Annotated in this window: 18 protein-coding genes; 6 read left to right on the forward strand and 12 right to left on the reverse strand. The window is 54.1% G+C overall.

Annotation, left to right across the window (positions count from 1 at the left end; genetic code table 11):
* Positions 1-44 precede the first annotated feature (44 nt).
* Complete coding sequence (locus tag H6G13_RS12865) at positions 45-1,382, forward strand: FAD-dependent oxidoreductase (RefSeq protein WP_190483622.1); 1,338 nt, start codon at positions 45-47, stop codon at positions 1,380-1,382.
* Between the two features lie 29 nt (positions 1,383-1,411).
* On the opposite strand, the gene H6G13_RS12870 is transcribed toward H6G13_RS12865, so the two are convergent.
* On the reverse strand, positions 1,412-1,669 hold the full coding sequence (locus tag H6G13_RS12870) for a MoaD/ThiS family protein (RefSeq protein ID WP_190483623.1): 258 nt from the start codon (positions 1,667-1,669) through the stop codon (positions 1,412-1,414).
* Positions 1,670-1,892: 223 nt separating this feature from the next.
* Complete coding sequence (locus H6G13_RS12875; RefSeq protein ID WP_190483624.1) at positions 1,893-3,200, reverse strand: NAD(P)/FAD-dependent oxidoreductase; 1,308 nt, start codon at positions 3,198-3,200, stop codon at positions 1,893-1,895.
* 294 nt (positions 3,201-3,494) lie between these two features.
* Here H6G13_RS12875 and H6G13_RS12880 point away from each other — a divergent pair, with 294 nt between their 5' ends.
* A complete protein-coding gene (locus H6G13_RS12880; RefSeq protein WP_190483625.1) occupies positions 3,495-5,309 on the forward strand; it encodes an aspartate kinase in 1,815 nt (604 codons plus the stop codon).
* Positions 5,310-5,452: 143 nt separating this feature from the next.
* Entirely contained in the window at positions 5,453-6,004 is a 552-nt protein-coding gene (locus H6G13_RS12885; protein ID WP_190483626.1) for a DUF456 family protein, read from the forward strand.
* A gap of 166 nt (positions 6,005-6,170) precedes the next feature.
* On the opposite strand, the gene H6G13_RS12890 is transcribed toward H6G13_RS12885, so the two are convergent.
* From H6G13_RS12890 to H6G13_RS12935, 10 genes are all read right to left on the reverse strand, one after another.
* Entirely contained in the window at positions 6,171-6,689 is a 519-nt protein-coding gene (locus H6G13_RS12890) for a hypothetical protein (RefSeq protein ID WP_190483627.1), read from the reverse strand.
* Between the two features lie 53 nt (positions 6,690-6,742).
* Complete coding sequence (locus tag H6G13_RS12895) at positions 6,743-7,165, reverse strand: hypothetical protein (protein ID WP_190483628.1); 423 nt, start codon at positions 7,163-7,165, stop codon at positions 6,743-6,745.
* A 99-nt stretch (positions 7,166-7,264) separates the two neighbouring features.
* On the reverse strand, positions 7,265-7,783 hold the full coding sequence (locus H6G13_RS12900; RefSeq protein WP_190483629.1) for a general stress protein: 519 nt from the start codon (positions 7,781-7,783) through the stop codon (positions 7,265-7,267).
* A gap of 301 nt (positions 7,784-8,084) precedes the next feature.
* On the reverse strand, positions 8,085-9,515 hold the full coding sequence (locus tag H6G13_RS29460; RefSeq protein ID WP_190483630.1) for an FAD-dependent oxidoreductase: 1,431 nt from the start codon (positions 9,513-9,515) through the stop codon (positions 8,085-8,087).
* Between the two features lie 84 nt (positions 9,516-9,599).
* Positions 9,600-10,334 carry a 2-phosphosulfolactate phosphatase family protein gene (locus tag H6G13_RS12910; protein ID WP_190483631.1) on the reverse strand — a complete coding sequence of 245 codons (735 nt, stop codon included), beginning with the start codon at positions 10,332-10,334 and terminating at the stop codon, positions 9,600-9,602.
* An 87-nt stretch (positions 10,335-10,421) separates the two neighbouring features.
* Complete coding sequence (locus tag H6G13_RS12915; RefSeq protein WP_190483632.1) at positions 10,422-10,928, reverse strand: DUF2085 domain-containing protein; 507 nt, start codon at positions 10,926-10,928, stop codon at positions 10,422-10,424.
* 133 nt (positions 10,929-11,061) lie between these two features.
* Positions 11,062-11,343 carry a YiaA/YiaB family inner membrane protein gene (locus H6G13_RS12920; protein WP_190483633.1) on the reverse strand — a complete coding sequence of 94 codons (282 nt, stop codon included), beginning with the start codon at positions 11,341-11,343 and terminating at the stop codon, positions 11,062-11,064.
* A 183-nt stretch (positions 11,344-11,526) separates the two neighbouring features.
* The gene (locus tag H6G13_RS12925) at positions 11,527-12,666 is read right to left on the reverse strand and encodes a hypothetical protein (protein ID WP_190483634.1); all 1,140 of its coding nucleotides are present in this window, start codon (positions 12,664-12,666) and stop codon (positions 11,527-11,529) included.
* A gap of 77 nt (positions 12,667-12,743) precedes the next feature.
* On the reverse strand, positions 12,744-13,511 hold the full coding sequence (locus tag H6G13_RS12930; protein WP_347277473.1) for a precorrin-2 C(20)-methyltransferase: 768 nt from the start codon (positions 13,509-13,511) through the stop codon (positions 12,744-12,746).
* A gap of 150 nt (positions 13,512-13,661) precedes the next feature.
* The gene (locus H6G13_RS12935; protein WP_206756523.1) at positions 13,662-15,044 is read right to left on the reverse strand and encodes a hypothetical protein; all 1,383 of its coding nucleotides are present in this window, start codon (positions 15,042-15,044) and stop codon (positions 13,662-13,664) included.
* A 1,187-nt stretch (positions 15,045-16,231) separates the two neighbouring features.
* Here H6G13_RS12935 and H6G13_RS12940 point away from each other — a divergent pair.
* From H6G13_RS12940 to trpA, 3 genes are all read left to right on the forward strand, one after another.
* The gene (locus tag H6G13_RS12940; RefSeq protein WP_199305884.1) at positions 16,232-16,465 is read left to right on the forward strand and encodes an NAD(P)H-quinone oxidoreductase subunit L; all 234 of its coding nucleotides are present in this window, start codon (positions 16,232-16,234) and stop codon (positions 16,463-16,465) included.
* 54 nt (positions 16,466-16,519) lie between these two features.
* Positions 16,520-16,834: a DUF3007 family protein gene (locus tag H6G13_RS12945; RefSeq protein ID WP_190483636.1), complete on the forward strand. Its 315-nt coding sequence runs from the start codon at positions 16,520-16,522 to the stop codon at positions 16,832-16,834.
* 72 nt (positions 16,835-16,906) lie between these two features.
* Positions 16,907-17,704 (forward strand): tryptophan synthase subunit alpha, encoded by a 798-nt coding sequence (gene trpA, locus H6G13_RS12950; protein WP_190483637.1) that lies wholly within the window; start codon positions 16,907-16,909, stop codon positions 17,702-17,704.
* Positions 17,705-17,790: the final 86 nt, after the last annotated feature.

The following is a 17,790-nucleotide window of genomic DNA, read 5'->3' on the forward strand; positions in this document are numbered from 1 at the left end:
GCATTGAGCGGCAACGGGTCACGGTTCAAACAGATTGGGCACTTATGGCGTTTGACTACGATTTACTGGTAATTGGGGCTGGTTCGGCAGGGCTGTCGGCGGCAAAAACGGCGGCTCGGTTGGGGGCCAGGGTTGCGATCGCAGATCCCGGTCCCTTGGGCGGCACTTGCGTCAACCGGGGCTGTATTCCCAAAAAGTTTCTGGTGTATGCTGCCGACTTTGTGAGACAGCAGCAGCAGGCCAAGCACTACGGCTGGAAAAATCTGGCGGGCGAGTTTGACTGGCCCACTTTGAGAACCGCTATTCACGGAGAACTAGAACAGCTACAGCAGTCTCACGCAAAGGGACTGGAGAAAGCCGGAGTTACTGTTTTGCCCCATCATGCGCGGTTTGTAGACGAGCATTGCCTGTCTGTTGGAGATCAAACAGTAACCGCAGATAAGGTCATTGTGGCAGTAGGGGCCAAGCCTGTTTTGCCCGATCTGCCGGGAATTGAAAATGGCCTAACTTCAAGGGATATCTTTCAGCTACCGGAACTGCCTCAGCACCTTATGGTGATTGGGGGCGGCTACATTGGTGTCGAGTTCGGCTGCCTGTTTAACCTGCTAGGCTGTCAGGTGAGTCTGGCCGACAAGCATCCTCTGGTGCTAGAAGGATTTGATGATACCTTGCGGCAGCGGGTCCATCAAAGCTTAATCGACCAGGGCCTGAACTTGCTGCCCGAAACAGCTCTCAGCGCCATTGAGCCGCAGGGGCAGGAGAAGAAGGTGCGCCTATCTGGAGCTTCTTCGGAGGCGATTACGGCTGATGCGGTTTTGCTGGCGCTGGGCCGCAAGCCGGATCTGAGCCAGCTAGATTTGGACAAGGCGGGTGTAGAGGTGGAAAAGGGTGCGATCGCAGTTGATGCCCACAGCCGTACTTCTCAGCCCTCAATTTTTGCGGTGGGCGACTGCACCAACCGCAAGCCCCTGACCCCAGTTGCCAAAGCTGAGGGCGTTGCCGCTGCCAAAACCCTATTTGGCCCAGAGCCTACCGAGGTGTCTTATCGCTGGGTGCCTTCGGCTGTCTTTTGTTTTCCAGAAATCGCCAGCGTTGGCTGGAGCGAGGCCGAAGCGCAAGAGCATGAGACTATCGAAGTTCACTGTGAAACGTTTGTGCCGCTGAACTACAAGCTGACCAGCCAAAAGCCAGAAGCGCTGATCAAAGTGGTGATAGCCAAAGCGTCCCAGGAAATTTTGGGCCTGCACATGGTGAATGATGCCTCAGCCGAAATCATCCAGGGCCTAATTCCGGCTTTGCGACGGGGATTGACCCTGTCGGAGTTGACCGAGACGATTGCCATCCATCCCACCTCGGCGGAGGAGATCTTTGCCCTTAGCTAGATCTGATGGGCTGCAGGCAGTCTGAACGCTTAACCGCCGCTGACCGGCGGGATGAGCACCACTTCGTCTCCATCTTGTAGCGGGGTGTCGGGCTCGACAAACTGCAGGTTGATGCCGAAGCGGGTTAGCGCTCGCCACTGCTCTAGCTCGGGGTGGTCGGTGAGGATGCGATCGCACACCGCCACCACCGTTGTCCCGGCAGGAAAGGCCAGCTCAATCTCCGACTGGCCATAAGCTTCCTGATAAGCAGCAAATAGTTTGACAATGACGGTTACGGCATCTGACATGGTTGAGGCTGGAGGACTTACCGCTTCTCAGCCTATCTTGATTGCGTTAGGTTCGGCACCGAAGAATTGTGTAGTAGCGTGTCTAGCTTATAAAAATTGGGTCTTGTAGGTTGGGTCAAGCAAAGCGAAAACTCAACAGCTTTAGGCGGTTGCTGGGCCTCACAAGCTCGACACTAACCTACAAAAAAGCTAGACACGCTACTACCAGCTCTAAACAAGATCGCTACAGCACAGAGGAAATCGAGGCCGCAGGCGTCTGAGTCTTCTCAACATCGCGTCCGGTAATCAGCCGTGATCCCTGATTGCGGGTGAAGTAGTTCCAGCCCCATTGGGTCATGACCACCAGCTTGTTGTCAAACTCAATCAGGTAATAGATATGGACAAAGACCCAAAGCAGCCAGGCGGGAAAGCCTGACATCTTGATTTTGCCTAGATTGACCACAGCAGAGTTGCGGCCAATAATAGCCAGACTGCCGCCATCTTTATACTGAAAGGACTGAGTTGGCTTGTCGGCCAGCCGCTGCTTGATCAGCTTGGCCACGTACTTACCTTCCTGCATGGCGACTGGGGCTACTCCGGGCAGGGGCTTGTCGCCCTGGTGAGCAAAGTTTGCCAAATCACCCACCACAAAAATATTGGGATGGTCGGGCAGACTCAGGTCAGACTCTACCAATACTCGCCCGACCCGATCGAGCGGGGCTCCAGCCTTTTCTGCCAAGACAGAGCCCATCTTAGAGGCCCGTACCCCAGCAGCCCAGAGAATCGTGCCAGCCTCGATGGTTTCGACCGAGTCGCCCCGGCGCATGGTCACCTCGCTGCCCTCAATTTTGGTGACTAGGGTTTGGGTTTGCACAATTACCCCGGCTTTCTTGAGGGAAGCTTCTGCCGCTGCTGAGAGCTCTGGCGGAAAAGGCGGCAGCACCCGGTCCATGCCTTCTAGCAGCAAAATTCGGGTTTCCCCAGTATCGATATTGCGGAATTCTTCTTTCAACGTTAGGTAGGCCAGGTCCGCGATTGATCCGGCTAGCTCTACGCCGGTAGGGCCGCCGCCGACAACCACAAAGGTCAGCAGGGCAGCCCGTTTGGCTGGATCGGTTTCCTTTTCAGCCGCTTCAAAGGCCAAAAAGATGCGGCGGCGCACCTCTAGAGCATCTTCTACCGTTTTAATTCCCGGAGCCTGCTGAGCCCAAGCTTCGTTGCCAAAATAGTGGTGGCTAACGCCAGTAGCGACAATCAGGCTGTCGTAGGGCACCGTTGAGCCATCCTTCAGCCGCACCTGATTAGCTTCGGGTTCAATGTCGATGACATCGCCCAGCAGCACCGAGGTATTTTTTTGACGGCTCAAAATGGCCCGCAGGGGCGAAGCAATGTCCCCTGGTGACAGGCCTCCCGTCGCAACCTGGTAGAGCAGGGGCTGGAATAGGTGGAAGTTGCGCCGATCAATTAAGGTGACTTTGACAGGCGCATGCCTCAGCTGCTGCGCCGCATAAAGACCGCCAAACCCGCCACCGACAATCACAACTTGGTGCATAACCCCTTCTCAAGTGAATTTCTGTAACTAACCTTAATCAAATCCCTGACTTACATCCATATCTTGCGGCACAAAATAGCAGGCAAAACCTCTATTCTGGTAGACCAAAGGCCTCGCAAGGAGTGGTTTAATCGCCCTTATACGGTTACTGTCTTCTGTTAACGTCTTCCCCAGGGGTTTTGGGGTTCCGGGCTCTGTTAAAGTGATTAAGCAATTCTGCTGATCGATCTTAAAGATTTGGTTTAGACTGCCTGGATCGATCGCTACGTGAGGAAACACAGGTAGGCACAAGCCATGGCACTGATTGTCCAGAAATATGGTGGCACGTCTGTCGGTACGGTAGAGCGGATTCAGGCCGTTGCCCAGCGGGTAAAAACCACAGTCGAAGCAGGTAACTCGGTGGTGGTGGTCGTTTCAGCGATGGGAAAAACGACCGATGGCCTAGTGAAGCTGGCCAATGAGCTAACCGATCGCCCTAGCCGCCGCGAGATGGACATGCTGCTGTCTACCGGAGAGCAGATCTCGATTGCCCTGCTTAGCATGGCGCTGCATCAACTGGGGCAAGACGCCATTTCTCTAACCGGAGCGCAGGTCGGCATTGTCACCGAGGCTGAACATACCCGTGCTCGAATTTTAGAAATTGCCCCCGACCGGGTGAAGCGCCACCTAGAGGAGGGCAAAGTCGTGGTCGTGGCCGGATTTCAGGGGATCAGCCAGACCTCAGATTTAGAGATTACAACCCTTGGTCGGGGCGGCTCGGACACCTCGGCAGTGGCTCTGGCGGCAGCGCTTCAGGCCGACTGCTGCGAGATCTACACCGATGTTCCCGGCATTCTTACGACCGATCCTCGGCTGGTGCCCGAGGCCCAGCTGATGGCAGAGATTACCTGCGATGAAATGCTGGAGCTGGCTAGCCTGGGAGCTAAGGTGCTGCACCCGCGCGCGGTCGAAATTGCCCGGAACTACGGCGTACTGCTGGTAGTGCGATCTAGCTGGACAGACGAGCCGGGCACTCGCGTAGTGGCCCCCAATCCCCAGCCTCGCCCTCTAACTGGATTGGAGATTGCCCAACCGGTCGATGCGGTTGAGTTTGATACTGATCAGGCCAAAGTGGCGCTGCTGCGAATCCCCGATCGGCCGGGCATTGCGGGGCGGCTGTTTGGCGAGATTGCAGATCAATCGCTCAATGTCGATTTGATTATTCAATCAATTCATGAAGGCAACACCAACGACATTGCTTTTACGGTGGTGCAGAAAAACTTGACCAAGGCTGAAGCGGTGGCGGCTGCGATCGCACCTGCCCTACGCGACAACCCCCTCGACACCAGCCAGGCCGAAGTCATGATAGACAACCGCATGGCTAAAGTCAGCATTGCCGGGGCTGGCATGATCGGTCGGCCGGGGGTCGCTGCTCGCATGTTTTCCACCCTGGCCGCCGCCGGGATCAATATCCAGATGATCTCGACCTCAGAAGTTAAAGTGAGCTGCACTGTGGATGTAGCCGATTGCGATCGCGCCATTGCAGTGCTCTGCGAAGCCTTTGAAGTCAGTAGCTCGCCTGTCATTTCAGCCGCCAAGGCTGCCGCTGCCGAAGACGCAGTCCCAGTCGTTAGAGGAGCCGCTCTCGATCTCAAGCAGGCCCGACTGGCAATTCGCCACGTGCCCGACCGTCCGGGAATGGCGGCCCACGTTTTTCAGCTATTGGCCGACCGGGGCATCAGCGTAGACATGATTATTCAATCCCAGCGCTGCCGCCTGGTCGATGGCCTCGCTACCCGCGATATCGCCTTCACCGTAGCCCAGGCCGATGCCGTACTGGCCAAGGAAACACTAGATGCCGTTGCGCCTCAGCTAGGCTGTGGGGAAATTGTGGTGGATGATGCGATCGCAAAAGTCAGTGTCGTCGGCATCGGCATGATCCAAGCCCCTGGTGTGGCTGCCCGCATGTTCAAAGCCCTGGCTGCCCAAGGCATTAACCTCCAGATGATTGCCACCTCTGAGATCAAGATCAGCTGCGTTGTTGGCGAAGCCGATGGCGTGCGAGCTTTGCAGGCGGTTCACGCGGCCTTTGACTTGGCTGGCTCGCAGAAAATTGTGGTGCCCGCTTAAAGGAAAGACGCCAGGACGCGGAGATGGGAATGCAGGGAGGATGGGGAGAAGATCGTACACCCATCCACCCATCCACTCGTCTACCCATCCATCCACCTTGCGCCTCCTAGAATAGGAACGTAGCCAAAGCCAAGGACAGAAAAATGACCACAACCATAGACTACACAGTGCTCTACTGGGTTGTCGTTGCTGTGATGGGGTTGGGCGTAATTGGCGAGCTAGTTCCGGGTCTGCCTGGGTCTGGCCTAATTTTGGCGGCTATTTTGGCATGGGCCGTCTTGACTCAATTTACTGGTGTGGGCTGGCCGGTGCTGGTGGTCGTGGCTATTTTGATTTTGAGTATCGCTGTAGATTTTTTGGCGACTTACTGGGGGGCAAAGCAGTTTGGTGCTAGCAAGTGGGGCCAGTTAGGGGCAATCTTGGGGTTGGTGGCCGGAATTTTTGGGCTGTTGCCAGCGGTGGCTGTAGGGGGGCCCATTGTGGGCGCGCTGGTTGGTCCCTTCATTGGTGCTTTTATCGGTGAGTACTTGACTCGTAGCCCGGTTGAAGGTCAGTCCCGCGTCAAGATTGCCCTCAAAGCTAGCCTAGGAACAGTCGTAGGATCGCTCGTAGGTAGCCTAATTGAAGTGCTGTTAGCGATTCTGGCCGTAGCTATTTTTGTCTTTAGCACCTGGCCGCTGGTGCAAGGTCTTTAGCGGTTCATAATCAATTCCTTACCTAGATTTGGTAGGGGCGCAGGGGTAAGTCCCGGCCCAGCATCCCGTGGTTTCTACAGAGAACTGCATACCTGACAGGCGCAGTCAACAAAAAAGACGCTGCTGGAGCAACGTCTTAATCATCATCTCAGCGAGAGTCTTGAAGTTATCGACGACCCATCCAGCGGGCTGCGATCGCACCTAATGCCGCACCTACCAGCGGGTTACTCAAAAACTTGAGCACAGCAGGCTGATCAGCTAGCACATCTTGAAAGATGTCAGGATGGTTGTGGTAAGTGAAAGCCGCTAGCTTCGACACGTCGTCGGCGTTCATCTTATTGTGATGATGGCTAGAAAGGCTCAGCTGAGACTGTAGATCGCGCTCGCTCAGTCCCCGCTTACCAAGCTGCTTGAGGAACTCTTTGGCTACATCATCGCGCTCATTGGGCTTGATCTGGGAGATAGCCTGCCGCAGATCTGGCTCCATCTGGTTAGACGGAATCTGGTTGGGATGAAAGGCGCGGCCAAATGCCTGCTTGCGCTCATCGCGAGAGGACCGCTTGGCAAAATCATCGAAATTGGCATATTCCTTAGACGGATCGGTGGCACCTTGGTCGATCGACTCGACGTTGCCGCCAGCCAGGTCTCGCATAATTTGCCGTTTATATTCGTCGCTACTCGGCATGAGAAAACTCCTAAACTATCTGCTTTTGCAAAAACCAGCGGGTGAATATCGAGTTACTGATACTCAACCTGTTGGGTGGATTTGTCGTAATTAGCGGTAAGAATCAGCTGTTTGTCTGGGGCATAGACCAGTACAGACACGTCTCGGTTGGGGAAGTTGTGGTGGAAACCCTGCACCAAAGAGCGGGCCAAAGGACGAACCTCAGTAGGGCGCACTTTTGGAGAAATCACTACGCCTAACTTATCGTTGTCCCGCACATAGGCGTCTTGGATCAGGCCATTAGCGGTTTGCACCACCCAATTTCCAAAGTTCTGTCCGGCTGCGGTGTCGCCCCGCTCTAGCTGACTGTAAGCACTGCTAGGTGACAGCACTGACTGGTCAGCTTTAGGAGCCGCACTACAGGCTGAGGTTGTTACCAGCGTCAGAACCAGAAAGAGGGCCACTAAGGCCGACCGTAGGTATCGAGTTATCTTCACGTAAACCTCCCAAAATTTTCAAATAGGTACAAATAGGTGTAAAACCAGTCTGTTAAATTGCCCCTCTAAATCGCCCTCTACGGAAGCTTTGCAAAGGCCTTACGGCAGCAGCCCGTACCGCTTCAGGGCTGCAGAGGCCTGCTTCATCTCCTCAGAACTGCCCTGCAAGACTATGAGATAGGCACCCTCCATTAGAGGCTGTCTCAACTGCTGAGCAGCTGCTTCCGGTAGTCCCATTTGCTGCAAGACTTCAACAGCATTTAGAACAGCCTGACTTTGAACAGCCTGGATTAGGGTCTCAGCCTCTGGCCCTATGATTAAGGCAAGGCCAAGCTCAGGCAAAGTGACTCGATTCAAGCCGGTTAGAGCTGACATAGCTCCCTCTAGGGGATGACCTCCACTGGTCAAGGTGCCGTAGTTGCGGCTATCGCCATTAGCAAGTGGGCTTGACTGCCCTTGCGGATCGCTTTCTTTAACCAGGATGGAAATTTGATGTAGGGGAAAACCAGTCTGCCTTAGCTCGTCTAGAGCTGTTTCCAGACTGACCTGATTCTCGAAGACGCCAAATGCTTTCTGCTCTGAGACAACATCTGTCGCCTGTCGGTAGTCTGTGACCATGTGTTTCCCCTCTTGCTCCCGGCACAACAGCTCAAGGCAGCAGTGCTGGTTGATCGAATCACCTTATTGTTTTACCGAACTAGGTCCGGCTCCCTCCTCGCTCTGGGGGGGTAGGAGGTGTGGGTAGGAGGGTAGAAATTGGGGATCACGGAAGCTCGGGAAGGGGGAGACGCGGGGACGCGGGAGATTGAGCAGATAGGGATCTAGGGGAGTTGGGAAGGTCTAGTGAAGTTCCGTTCATTTCCTAAGTCCACCAGACCTGTCTAGGGCAGTTATGAGACTTACCTCTACCTTCTGCCCTTCACGATGCCAGCGATCGCAACAACGAAAAAATCTTCCGCAACAAACCCCGAAGCTTTGTGTTCTTGGCGTATTTTTGCTTAGTGAGCTGCAGGGCGGCCTTGCTGTTGATCTCAGCCAAGGTGGGGTAGATGTGGATCATGCTTTTTAGGGCATCGACCTTGAGCTTTTGAGTCATGGCTAGCACGACTTCGTGAATGATTTCTCCGGCAGTAGGGCCGACAATGTGAGCGCCTAAAATCTCTCCGTTGCTGCGGGTGATGATCTTAGCAAAGCCATAGCCAGCGGCTTCGGCTAAGGCTCGATCGACCTCGGCAAATTCTTGCTTGAGTACCTGAACATCGCTGTACTGCTGGCGAGCCTCAGCCTCGCTTAGGCCGACGCGAGCCAGTTCTGGATCGGTAAACGTGGCCCAGGGAATGACCCGGTAGTTCATCTTTTTGAAGGGAAACACCAGGGCATTTTGCAGGGCGACAGCGGCTTCTGATCCGGCAACGTGGGTAAACTGGTAGCCGCCGATCACGTCGCCAGCGGCGTAGATGCGGGGGTTGGTGGTCTGAAGCTTGGCGTTGACGCAAATGCCTTTTTTGCCGACCTCAACTCCAGCTGCCTGCAGGTTGAGCGCTTCGACGTTGGGCACCTGTCCGGCAGAGAGCAAGATTTCATCGACCACGAGTTCCTGATCACCTGCCCAGAGGTGCTTTTTGCCGTCGATCACAGCTACCTTCTCGGCTCGGTGGCCGGTGAGTATGCGAACGCCATCAGCTTCCATCTGGCGTTGAACAACTTGGGCGGCTTCTGGGTCTTCTTTGGACAAAATGATGTCGCTGCTGCAGATCAGAGTGACCTCGGTGCCCAATCGGGCAAAGGACTGGCCCAGTTCAACCCCAATAGGACCGGCCCCAATCACAGCCAGGGAGGCGGGCTGTGTCTGCAGCTGAAATATGTTGAGATTGGTTAGATAACCAGCTTCCTGCAGACCGGGAATGGGCAGGGTGGCAGGCCGCGAACCAGTGGCGATCAGAAAGGCGCGGGCTTTGAGGGTGCGACCATTGACGGCAAAGGTGCGACCATCGACAAATTGACCCTCACCAAAGATGACCTCAACCCCGAGGGACTCAAACCGCTCCACGGAGTCGTGTTCTTGGATGGTGTCGATTACTCGATGGACGTGACCCAAGGCTTCGCGCAGGTTGATTTGGGGTGGATCTGTGTGAACGCCGAAACGGTAGCCCTGCCGCACAGTGTGGGCCACCCGCGCCGCGTGGATAAGGGATTTGCTGGGCACGCAGCCGTAGTGCAGGCAGTCGCCACCGAGCTTGCCTTCCCGCTCGATCAGGGCGACTTTGGCCTTGAGCTGGGCTCCGGCACTGGCGGCCACCAGACCCGCCGAACCTCCGCCAATGACAATTAAGTCGTAGTCAACGGCCACGCGCTTATCCCCAATTCGTCCCTTCCATCATGGCGTGAGTTGGGGAAAACAGGCTGAAGGGCCATTGAGAAAACGCTTAGGGGGCTACGCTAGCCGCAGTACGCCCTGCTCCTGCTGAATTGGCACAATGTCGAGGGTGTCGAGCTGGGAGCAGTACTTCAGGTCTTCGAAGTTGTCGAGCCGCAGCAGGCGTTGGCCGTGGCTGGCGTAGTGCAGCAGATCCAGCAGCTGGTCCTGCCACTGCAGGTAAAGGCTGACAGATGCGATCGCAGCATCGTTACCCGCCAGGTCCTTAAAGGTTTGTCCGGTAGCGACAATCACCCCATGAATGATGGCTCCCGCACAGACGGTATCTTCGAGGGAATAGCTGCCTTCCCAACCAGAGCCCACAATCCAAACTGTCTCCGGCTGCTGCTTGAGCAGAAAATCCACTACGGCTTGGCGAGTGGTTAGGGCTCCTGTAATCACGGTGGGCACATCCCGTATGCGCTCTAGGCAGCGAGTGCCGTTGGTCGTGCTCATAAAGAGCCGTCGGCCTTGAGAGCGTTCAGCCGTGTGGTCTAGCGGAGAGTTGCCCAGGTCGCAGCCCTCGACTTTGCCGCCACCCCGTTCACCTGCCCGCAGGCGCTTTTCGGCTGGCCAGTGTTCGCTCACCCGGATCAGCTCATCGACGTTGCTAAAGACCTGAATCGCTTCGGCCCCAGCATAGAGGGCGGCCGCAATAGTAGATGTTGCCCTCAAAACATCAATTGCGATCGCGCAATCCGGCGATCCTTCACTGGGCACTTCTTCGGGCGTGTGAAAAACAGATAGCTTCACGGGCAGGAGTACATTACTAGAACAACATCTGGACTAACTGGCCAACATCCCATTCTAAATTAGGAGGCTTCTCTAATTTTTGATCGTTTAAAGGACTTTTAATCGGTTGTGTAAAGACGGCATTAGGTACGCGCCCAAACCCAGACCTGCAACCAGTCCAAACAACATCATGAGCGAGTGGTGCATACCCCAACCAGAGAAGCCTTGCAGCGCCAGTTCCAAAGGGTAAAATAGGCACAACACAAAAGTCGCTACAAAGCCTTTCAGACCGTACTGCTCTAGCCAGTAAGCGCTTTTGCCCTGGTCTTTGTGGTAAAGCCAACGCATTATCACCAGGCCCAACACCGTACCATAGCAGCGCATACACACCGCCATCTGATAGGGCTCAGCCAAAGCCAGCCCTAACTCCGGCTGAGGGCACACCCGTTGCCCCATCGCGTAGATAATATCTGCAATGAGAGGCAGCCCCAGCAGCCCCGATGCTGCCAGAAAGGGAGCCGCTAGTGGGCCACTGACTAGCCCTAGCAAGACCACATCAGCTAGCAGGCTTTGCCAGGAAGAGGGGCGTCGAGAAGATGAAACAGTACCCTGCATGAAAAAGTGCAACGAAAGGGCTTACTGGATTGTAAATGATTGTAGGGGTCTACTCGCTGTCACCCCCCTACTCCTGTTTCCGATCGATTAGAAGATTTCGCTGCAGAGCATTGACTCCCTCACTTTAGGAGCCTCACTTTAAGGGATGGTGATCCGCCAAGAGCCGCTCAACCTTGGCCTCGTCAATGCGTGCAGTCAGATGTTTCTCTTCATGCAGATCGCGGGTGGTCTTAGCCAAGCTTAGGGTAGAGCCAACCGCAAACACAGTGCCAATGCCCATGTAGCCTTTGATCCAGCTATCGACCGGCAGGTTAATAATGCCAACCGTCAGGCCCGCAATCGACAGGACAAACGTAGCCCAAGACTGAAAAATCCAGGCATTACTGTGGCTCCGGCCAGGGTTTAAATTAGCCATCGTCAGGGTTCTCATCTAAAGAGCTAGCCTGACTATAGGTTGCCAAAGCAAGGTTGCAGCCTCAGCCCTAGACACTTTGGCAGGATGTCCCTATCACTGGTATCTGACTCGCTGGTCCGCTGGGTTTCATGTCGTAGCTGCCAGTCTGACTAGTAGACAGTTGGCTCACTGTCTACCAGCAGCTTATTCTGCAGCCCCTCTAGACTTTAAAATTTGTTCCCGGTCGATGCAGGACTCGCTGTCGTAGTTAACCTTGACAGTGATCTCATAGGCAACCGGAGCCGCGCTCTCGGGAAAATCTGAGGCTGCGATCGCACTTGCTGCCTGCTCATTCAAAAAACGATAGCCAGTACTTTTGAGTAGGGCTGGATCATCTCCTAGCGTGCCATCGGGCTGCACCAAAACTCCAATTAGGCCGTCGACAGGTTCCGGTGACAGGCAAACTCGGCCCTCATATGTGATCTCCACCTCACTTGATCCAGTCATATCTAGATCGGGAACCGCCGATTGGGTTTGAGCACTAGCGATCCATGCCTGCCGAGCCGCAGCCGCTTCTTCAGAGGTTGTACCAGTTGCGTTGTAGGCCAGTGCCTGCAGCTGATCTGACAGATCCCTGCGATCAGGCGTACCCTGCCCACTACCCTCGGGGCCAGCAGCAATTAAGGGCTCTGTCGGGCTGTTAGCACTGCCGTTTGACTCAGGTGGGGGCAGCAGCGCCTCAGCACCCGGTTCAGTGGGAGTATTGCGGCCCGGGCTCTGGGCTGTCGGGGTCGAATCTGTAGGCGTGGAGGGAGCCGTATCAGGAGTTGCCCCGCTAGGCTTAGGCTGGGCAACTCCTGGCGCTGGGGTAGGTCTGCTGGGGGAGGGCTGCCGAACCACAGGTGGCAAAGAAGTAATGGACGGACGGCTCGGTGGTATGTAGGGGCTCATACCAATGGCAAAGGGATTAGGCGGCAGGGCTGAAAAAGAATTGTCTCCCGTTGGCGGGGGCGATATCGGTGAGATCGGCGTGGTAGATCTCGGTACCGGCAACAGCTCAAAGGAGTCTGGACTGCCCGAACCGGGAAACAGCGAGTAAGCAGAACTGGAGAAATCAGGCAGTCGATTCTGCTCGTCTGGGGTTAGCTCAATCAGGGGAACGTTTCTCTGCTCACTAAGTTCCTCTGTGCCGCCCAAAGCAGCCATACCCAAGGAAGAAAAGCGAGGAGCTGCTCCAAACAGCACGCCATGAACCCCTACAGAGAGCACAGCTGCCAGAGCGGCAGGCTGGCGTAGAACTGCTAGCCCAGACTTGAACCGTGATGGTGAAATTTTGAACCCCATTTGCCTCGACAAGTGTCTGAATTTCTTTGCTGTTGCCTTGAACTGTAGACCGGCAGCTGGTCAAAACGTTCCTGCCTCTAGGCTAGCCGATTCGATGTGGACTGAACGACTAGAAGGGAAAAATAGGGCAGCTTCAGATCGGCGTAATGGCTGAGATCTCGATAGCACTCTTGGTAGGGCTGGCTGATATGGGTAATCACATAGCTTTGCTGCAGCAGATTCCGCTGGCGCAAAATTTCCCACACCTCTCGGTAGACCGAGCTAACCTTCATCAGCACCACAACCTCGGCCCACCCCAGTACTGCCTCTAGTTCTTGGGGAGAATACAGCGCCGGTAGAATCGCGAGCTTTTCGCCCTGAACCGTCAGCGGATGGTTCATCACCGCCGCCGCTGCCAGGGGGGAACAGACTCCTGGAATCGCTTGAATTGAGATCTGAGGATGGTGCTGCCGTAGGGTCTGGGCCAGATAGGCAAAGGTGCTATAGAAGCTGATGTCGCCCTCTGAGGCAAAGACCACATCGTGCCCCTGAGCGAGATAGGGCCAAACTTTTGCTGCTGCTGCTTCCCAGGCTGCCAACAGCTGCTCTGGTTCTCTAGCAAAAGAGAATTCCAGAGGCAGCCGTAGCTGTTCTGCCTGCAGCCAGGGGGCAATGATTTGCTCGGCCATCCCCGACTGGCCTTTGCGCCCAGCCGGAAAAGCCACCACCGGAGCTGCCTGCAAAATCCGCAGCGCCTTAACAGTCAGCAGTTCAGGATCGCCTGGCCCCACGCCAATGCCGATTAGCCGCCCGCTGCCGCTAGCAGGCGAAACTTCTGACAGAGGGAGCAACTGGGATGACGGCACTATAAAAATCCTTTGACAAAGTTAAGTCGGTAGCCGCAGATGAACTGCTGCAAGGTATGTTAAGCGAAGCTGTAACGCACCGCCCCGTAGGGCTTTGATTATAGAGAGCACAAACTCCTACTTCAGAAGGTTGAGAACCAAGACAGTGCCTCAAATATCTTCCAGGTTCACATCTGAGGAATCTAGCATCTGTGAGTAAACGCGGAAAGCTTCCCAGTCAACCTGCTCTGGAAAACGGTTGTCAGGGCGCGGGCTGTTTTTAACTTTGATCAGGTTGTACTCAACGTTATCTGCGTAAATAGCGAATGTGACCCGGAAAATCTCTAGAAAGTTGATCACCCAACCACACTGATCTCTAGGGAACTGTTCATAGTACGCTAGCAAATCCGCAATTCGGGCCTCTAGATACAGCAGCGAACCCCGAGAAATTAGAATTAGCTTGAGCAGAATAATTGCCAGAGTCAACGAGTTGCCTTGGGACAACATCATTACAAACAAAGCCGAGGGCTGGTTGCGATCCTCAGTCATAAAGTAGTCAATGACTCGGTTGCAGCTTCTAAGCACCAGAGAGGAGTCAACCCGCTCAAAGTTATGCTCAGAGTACAGGAGGATCAACCGGCTCTGGAGCTGCTTTTTTAGATCGTGGGTAATGGGGTAGTTTTTGACCGTGAAGAAAAGATACTCTGGCAGATTTCTCTTAAAGTTTTCGTAGTTGAGGTCTTGAGTTTGGTCGAGAAAAATCCGGGCCAGATTTTTGTAGCTGTACTTCCCCCGTTTGGCTACGATGGCCTTGATCAGCCTCAGAGCTCCGTCACCCAAGGCAGTTGGATTGCGGGTTAAAGCCTGCTTTGATGGAGATGATTGGGAGTGGGCCGTATACATGGCCAGCTCAAATTTAAACTTGTCCTTCAGCCGCTTCGACAAAATTCGAGCTGCTTCTCGCTGTTCTATCGGATTCTCGACATTAATATATTGAGAAACGAGCAGATAAGAGCTATATTGATTGACCCATTCTCCTGGCCGATTTATGGTTTTCTCTTCGAAAAACCGGGCTGTAAAAAGAGACAGCTCTCTAAAGTCAGAGCTCTCAGCAAAGTTATTTACCCACTGGCGCAGTCGTTTTAGAGTGGGCGATAGGGTTCGCCGCTTCAAGGTCGGGTCTTGGAAAATGTTAATCAGAGACTGGATGGCCTCAAACTGTCGTGCCATTTCCCAGTTGTTGACCAAGATGTAGCAGGAGCGCTTGAGCGTGTTTTTGAACTCTTGCTGGTTATTGGAAAACAGGATGGCATAGAGGGCTGGAACAACCTCAGAGTCAGTTGAGTCAGAATGACTGATAAAAAGCTGGGTAAAAGCTTCTAAGACGTCCTCCGGAGACCAGCGGTTAACGATGCTTAGAAGAAAGCTAAAGATTATCTGCTGGGCTTGAGCAACGCTTAGATCCGATTTGGGTTCAGAGCTATCAAAGCTGGAAGGGCTGTTGCTGGACACGGTTTGCTTGATCATGCCAGTGAAATTTTCAGGAATTCTCAAAGGTTAGTCGAAAACAGCCAACCTGCATCGCAGGCTCTGCAGAGGTGACTACGGGACGAAAGAGACGACATGGGTATAGATTTATACCTCTATTATCGGTCAAACTTCAAGCACCTGGCTTACTTTTCTGGCGCGAAGCCCGAGCAGGCAGCCAAAAGTGACCCCAACTTTCCAGCGGGGCTTCGTCTTTAGACCTTTAAGGGAATGGCTTTAATCTTGGCTTGGGTCAGCAAGGGAGCTGAGCGGTGGTCGAAGATCAGTTCTTTGGGGCGACGGCAACAACGAAGCGCCGGCTGATGGCTCCTTAAGGACAGACATCTCGCTGATGAAAAAAAGGGTGGCGGAAAAACCTGCCCGTGATCCATGTCTGCTTTTCTCCTATGGTGAGACCCTACAACTGTCTGCTAACAGCGCCTGCTTCAGGCAATGCTGTCAGGCTTAACCCTACAGAGTATGGAATCCGTTCCAAGTTCCCCAATTCCGCAATTAACCTGTCAAATCGAAAATTTGACTGTTAAGGAATATTGTTGCAGTGATAGGTTGTGGCGATGGGGGCGGAGGGGCTCGAACCCTCACGACCGTTTCAGGTCAACGGATTTTCATTCTCCCGCAGCTTTCGCTGCTGCCAAGCTAAACCGGCTTTAAGCCGAGCGGCTTTGAGAATTGGACCCTCCCTTTACCCTCGACTTGACGTTAGGGTAGCTCCCGTCGGGCCTCTGCACCTTCCGTCTACTCCAAAGGAGAAGAACGGCTTGGCTCAGGATTGCCGTGTCTGAGCAGCTAGCTGACTAAGCAGGTAGTCTGACCAAAGTTAGGTTTCCCTGAGTTTGAGAGCTTCCACTTGGCACATTTCTCTGCCAAGGCTCAGTTTTCTAAGTCCGTAGCGTCTACCATTCCGCCACGCCCCCAATTTGTTCTATCCCTTGGGGTAAAGAAACCCCAAAGCACAGAGTACTATTCCACCACCAACTGGGCATCTGTGCAACTATTTTGTAGCGCATTGTTATAGACCCTGTGGTTTGAGGATGCCGGATTCGAACATGATGGGTTGAGGACAGGTGCTCAAAAAGTGAGCGGGTCTGCCGCGACAGGTCTAAATTGTCGATTAGTGGCTCTAAAATGGTGTCGGGGCCGATTAGCCTGGATAGGTTGAAGGCTTTGTAGCAGTGCTATAGATTTTTATCAATATGCCTTTCTCCAATGATGTGATTCTCGCCGGGGCTCTCTACGTGGGGCTGGCAGGGGCCTACCTCGTAGTAATTCCCCTATTTTTGCTGTTTTACCTGAAGAACCGCTGGTATACGTCTGGTTCTGTAGAGCGTACGATTTTGTATGCGCTGGTCTTTGCTTTTTTCCCCGGGATGCTGGTGTTTAGCCCGTTCCTCAATTTTCGGCCCCAACCACGTGATATCAAGGGATAGCTGCGCTTGGGCGGTAAAGATACATAGGGTGAATGGGGTATATGACGGAGCAGCATGCGTCGAGTTGATGTCATTGGCGTAGGATTTGGGGTGTTTCTGGCAGGTGGACTGGTCTACCTGGCTCTCAATTTCCTCGGCTTAGATGCCCTTTCTGCCGGTATTTGGAGTCAGGTAGTGCTGGTCGGGGGGCTGGTGGGCTGGCTAGCGACCTACCTAGCTCGGGCCTTGACTCAAAATATGACCTACAACCAGCAACTGCGGGATTATGAGGATGCTGTTTTGCAGAAACGGCTAGAGGAGATGACGCCAGAGGAACTAGCAGCCCTGCAGGCCGAAGTAGATTCAGAAAATTCTGGTGGGCTGAAATAGCTTTACCGTAGACTTGGAACGGGTCTTGGTCTAGAGTGCTCTATTGGAGCTCTGTTTACCTGTTTAGGCCGCATGACCACTGTTTCTGAATGCTTCAAGCGACTGCGCGATCGCAACGAGTGTGCGCTAATTCCCTTTATTACCGCTGGCGATCCTGATCTTGAGGTTACAGCTGCAGCCCTGCAGGTGCTGGATCGCAATGGAGCAGACCTGATCGAGTTGGGCATTCCCTACTCTGATCCGCTGGCGGATGGTCCGGTAATTCAGGCAGCCGCTACCCGGGCTTTGCAAAAGGGAGTGAAGCTAGACGATGTGCTGGCGGTGGTCAAAGCAGTTACCCCCAAGCTGCAGGCACCTATTATTCTCTTCACCTACTACAACCCGATCCTCAACCGGGGCATTAAAACGTTTCTGGCAGATATTGCAGCGGCAGGGGCAAAAGGGCTGGTAGTACCTGACCTGCCGCTAGAAGAGGTTAATACCCTCTCAGGCGAGGCTCAGGCAGCAGGGATTGATCTAGTCTTGCTGGTGGCTCCAACTTCTCCAGAGGAGCGAATTCGTGCGATCGCAGCCCAGGCTCAAGGCTTCATTTATCTAGTCAGCGTTACGGGAGTCACTGGCGTGCGCACAAACCTACAAACTCGGGTCCATGACTTAATCGACGGGCTCAAGCAGATTACCGATAAGCCTATTGGGGTCGGGTTTGGAGTGTCAGGCGCAGATCAAGCCTGCCAGCTAAAAGATTGGGGAGCCGATGCTGTCATTGTCGGCAGTGCATTTGTAAAGCGGTTAGGCGAGCGGCCTGCCGCTGAAGGTCTTCAAGACATTGGCCAATTTTGCCACGAGCTGAAAACGGCTTTAGCTCGTTAGCAACAGCTTACGTAAAGGTTGAATCGATCTAAAGCACAGAGCAAATCAGTAAAAACTCGGAACTATTTTAGGGCCTGCGCGTCTCT

Origin of the sequence: Pseudanabaena sp. FACHB-2040, from assembly GCF_014696715.1 — a bacterium.
Classification (GTDB): domain Bacteria; phylum Cyanobacteriota; class Cyanobacteriia; order Phormidesmidales; family Phormidesmidaceae; genus JACVSF01.

Excerpts from the sequence above, each read along its gene's own strand:
- H6G13_RS12865 (WP_190483622.1), top strand. The coding sequence starts at position 45 with ATGGCGTTTGACTACGATTTACTGGTAATTGGGGCTGGTTCGGCAGGG.
- H6G13_RS12870 (WP_190483623.1), bottom strand. The coding sequence starts at position 1,669 with ATGTCAGATGCCGTAACCGTCATTGTCAAACTATTTGCTGCTTATCAG.
- H6G13_RS12875 (WP_190483624.1), bottom strand. The coding sequence starts at position 3,200 with ATGCACCAAGTTGTGATTGTCGGTGGCGGGTTTGGCGGTCTTTATGCG.
- H6G13_RS12880 (WP_190483625.1), top strand. The coding sequence starts at position 3,495 with ATGGCACTGATTGTCCAGAAATATGGTGGCACGTCTGTCGGTACGGTA.
- H6G13_RS12885 (WP_190483626.1), top strand. The coding sequence starts at position 5,453 with ATGACCACAACCATAGACTACACAGTGCTCTACTGGGTTGTCGTTGCT.
- H6G13_RS12890 (WP_190483627.1), bottom strand. The coding sequence starts at position 6,689 with ATGCCGAGTAGCGACGAATATAAACGGCAAATTATGCGAGACCTGGCT.
- H6G13_RS12900 (WP_190483629.1), bottom strand. The coding sequence starts at position 7,783 with ATGGTCACAGACTACCGACAGGCGACAGATGTTGTCTCAGAGCAGAAA.
- H6G13_RS12915 (WP_190483632.1), bottom strand. The coding sequence starts at position 10,928 with ATGCAGGGTACTGTTTCATCTTCTCGACGCCCCTCTTCCTGGCAAAGC.
- H6G13_RS12920 (WP_190483633.1), bottom strand. The coding sequence starts at position 11,343 with ATGGCTAATTTAAACCCTGGCCGGAGCCACAGTAATGCCTGGATTTTT.
- H6G13_RS12925 (WP_190483634.1), bottom strand. The coding sequence starts at position 12,666 with ATGGGGTTCAAAATTTCACCATCACGGTTCAAGTCTGGGCTAGCAGTT.
- H6G13_RS12940 (WP_199305884.1), top strand. The coding sequence starts at position 16,232 with ATGCCTTTCTCCAATGATGTGATTCTCGCCGGGGCTCTCTACGTGGGG.
- H6G13_RS12945 (WP_190483636.1), top strand. The coding sequence starts at position 16,520 with ATGCGTCGAGTTGATGTCATTGGCGTAGGATTTGGGGTGTTTCTGGCA.
- trpA (WP_190483637.1), top strand. The coding sequence starts at position 16,907 with ATGACCACTGTTTCTGAATGCTTCAAGCGACTGCGCGATCGCAACGAG.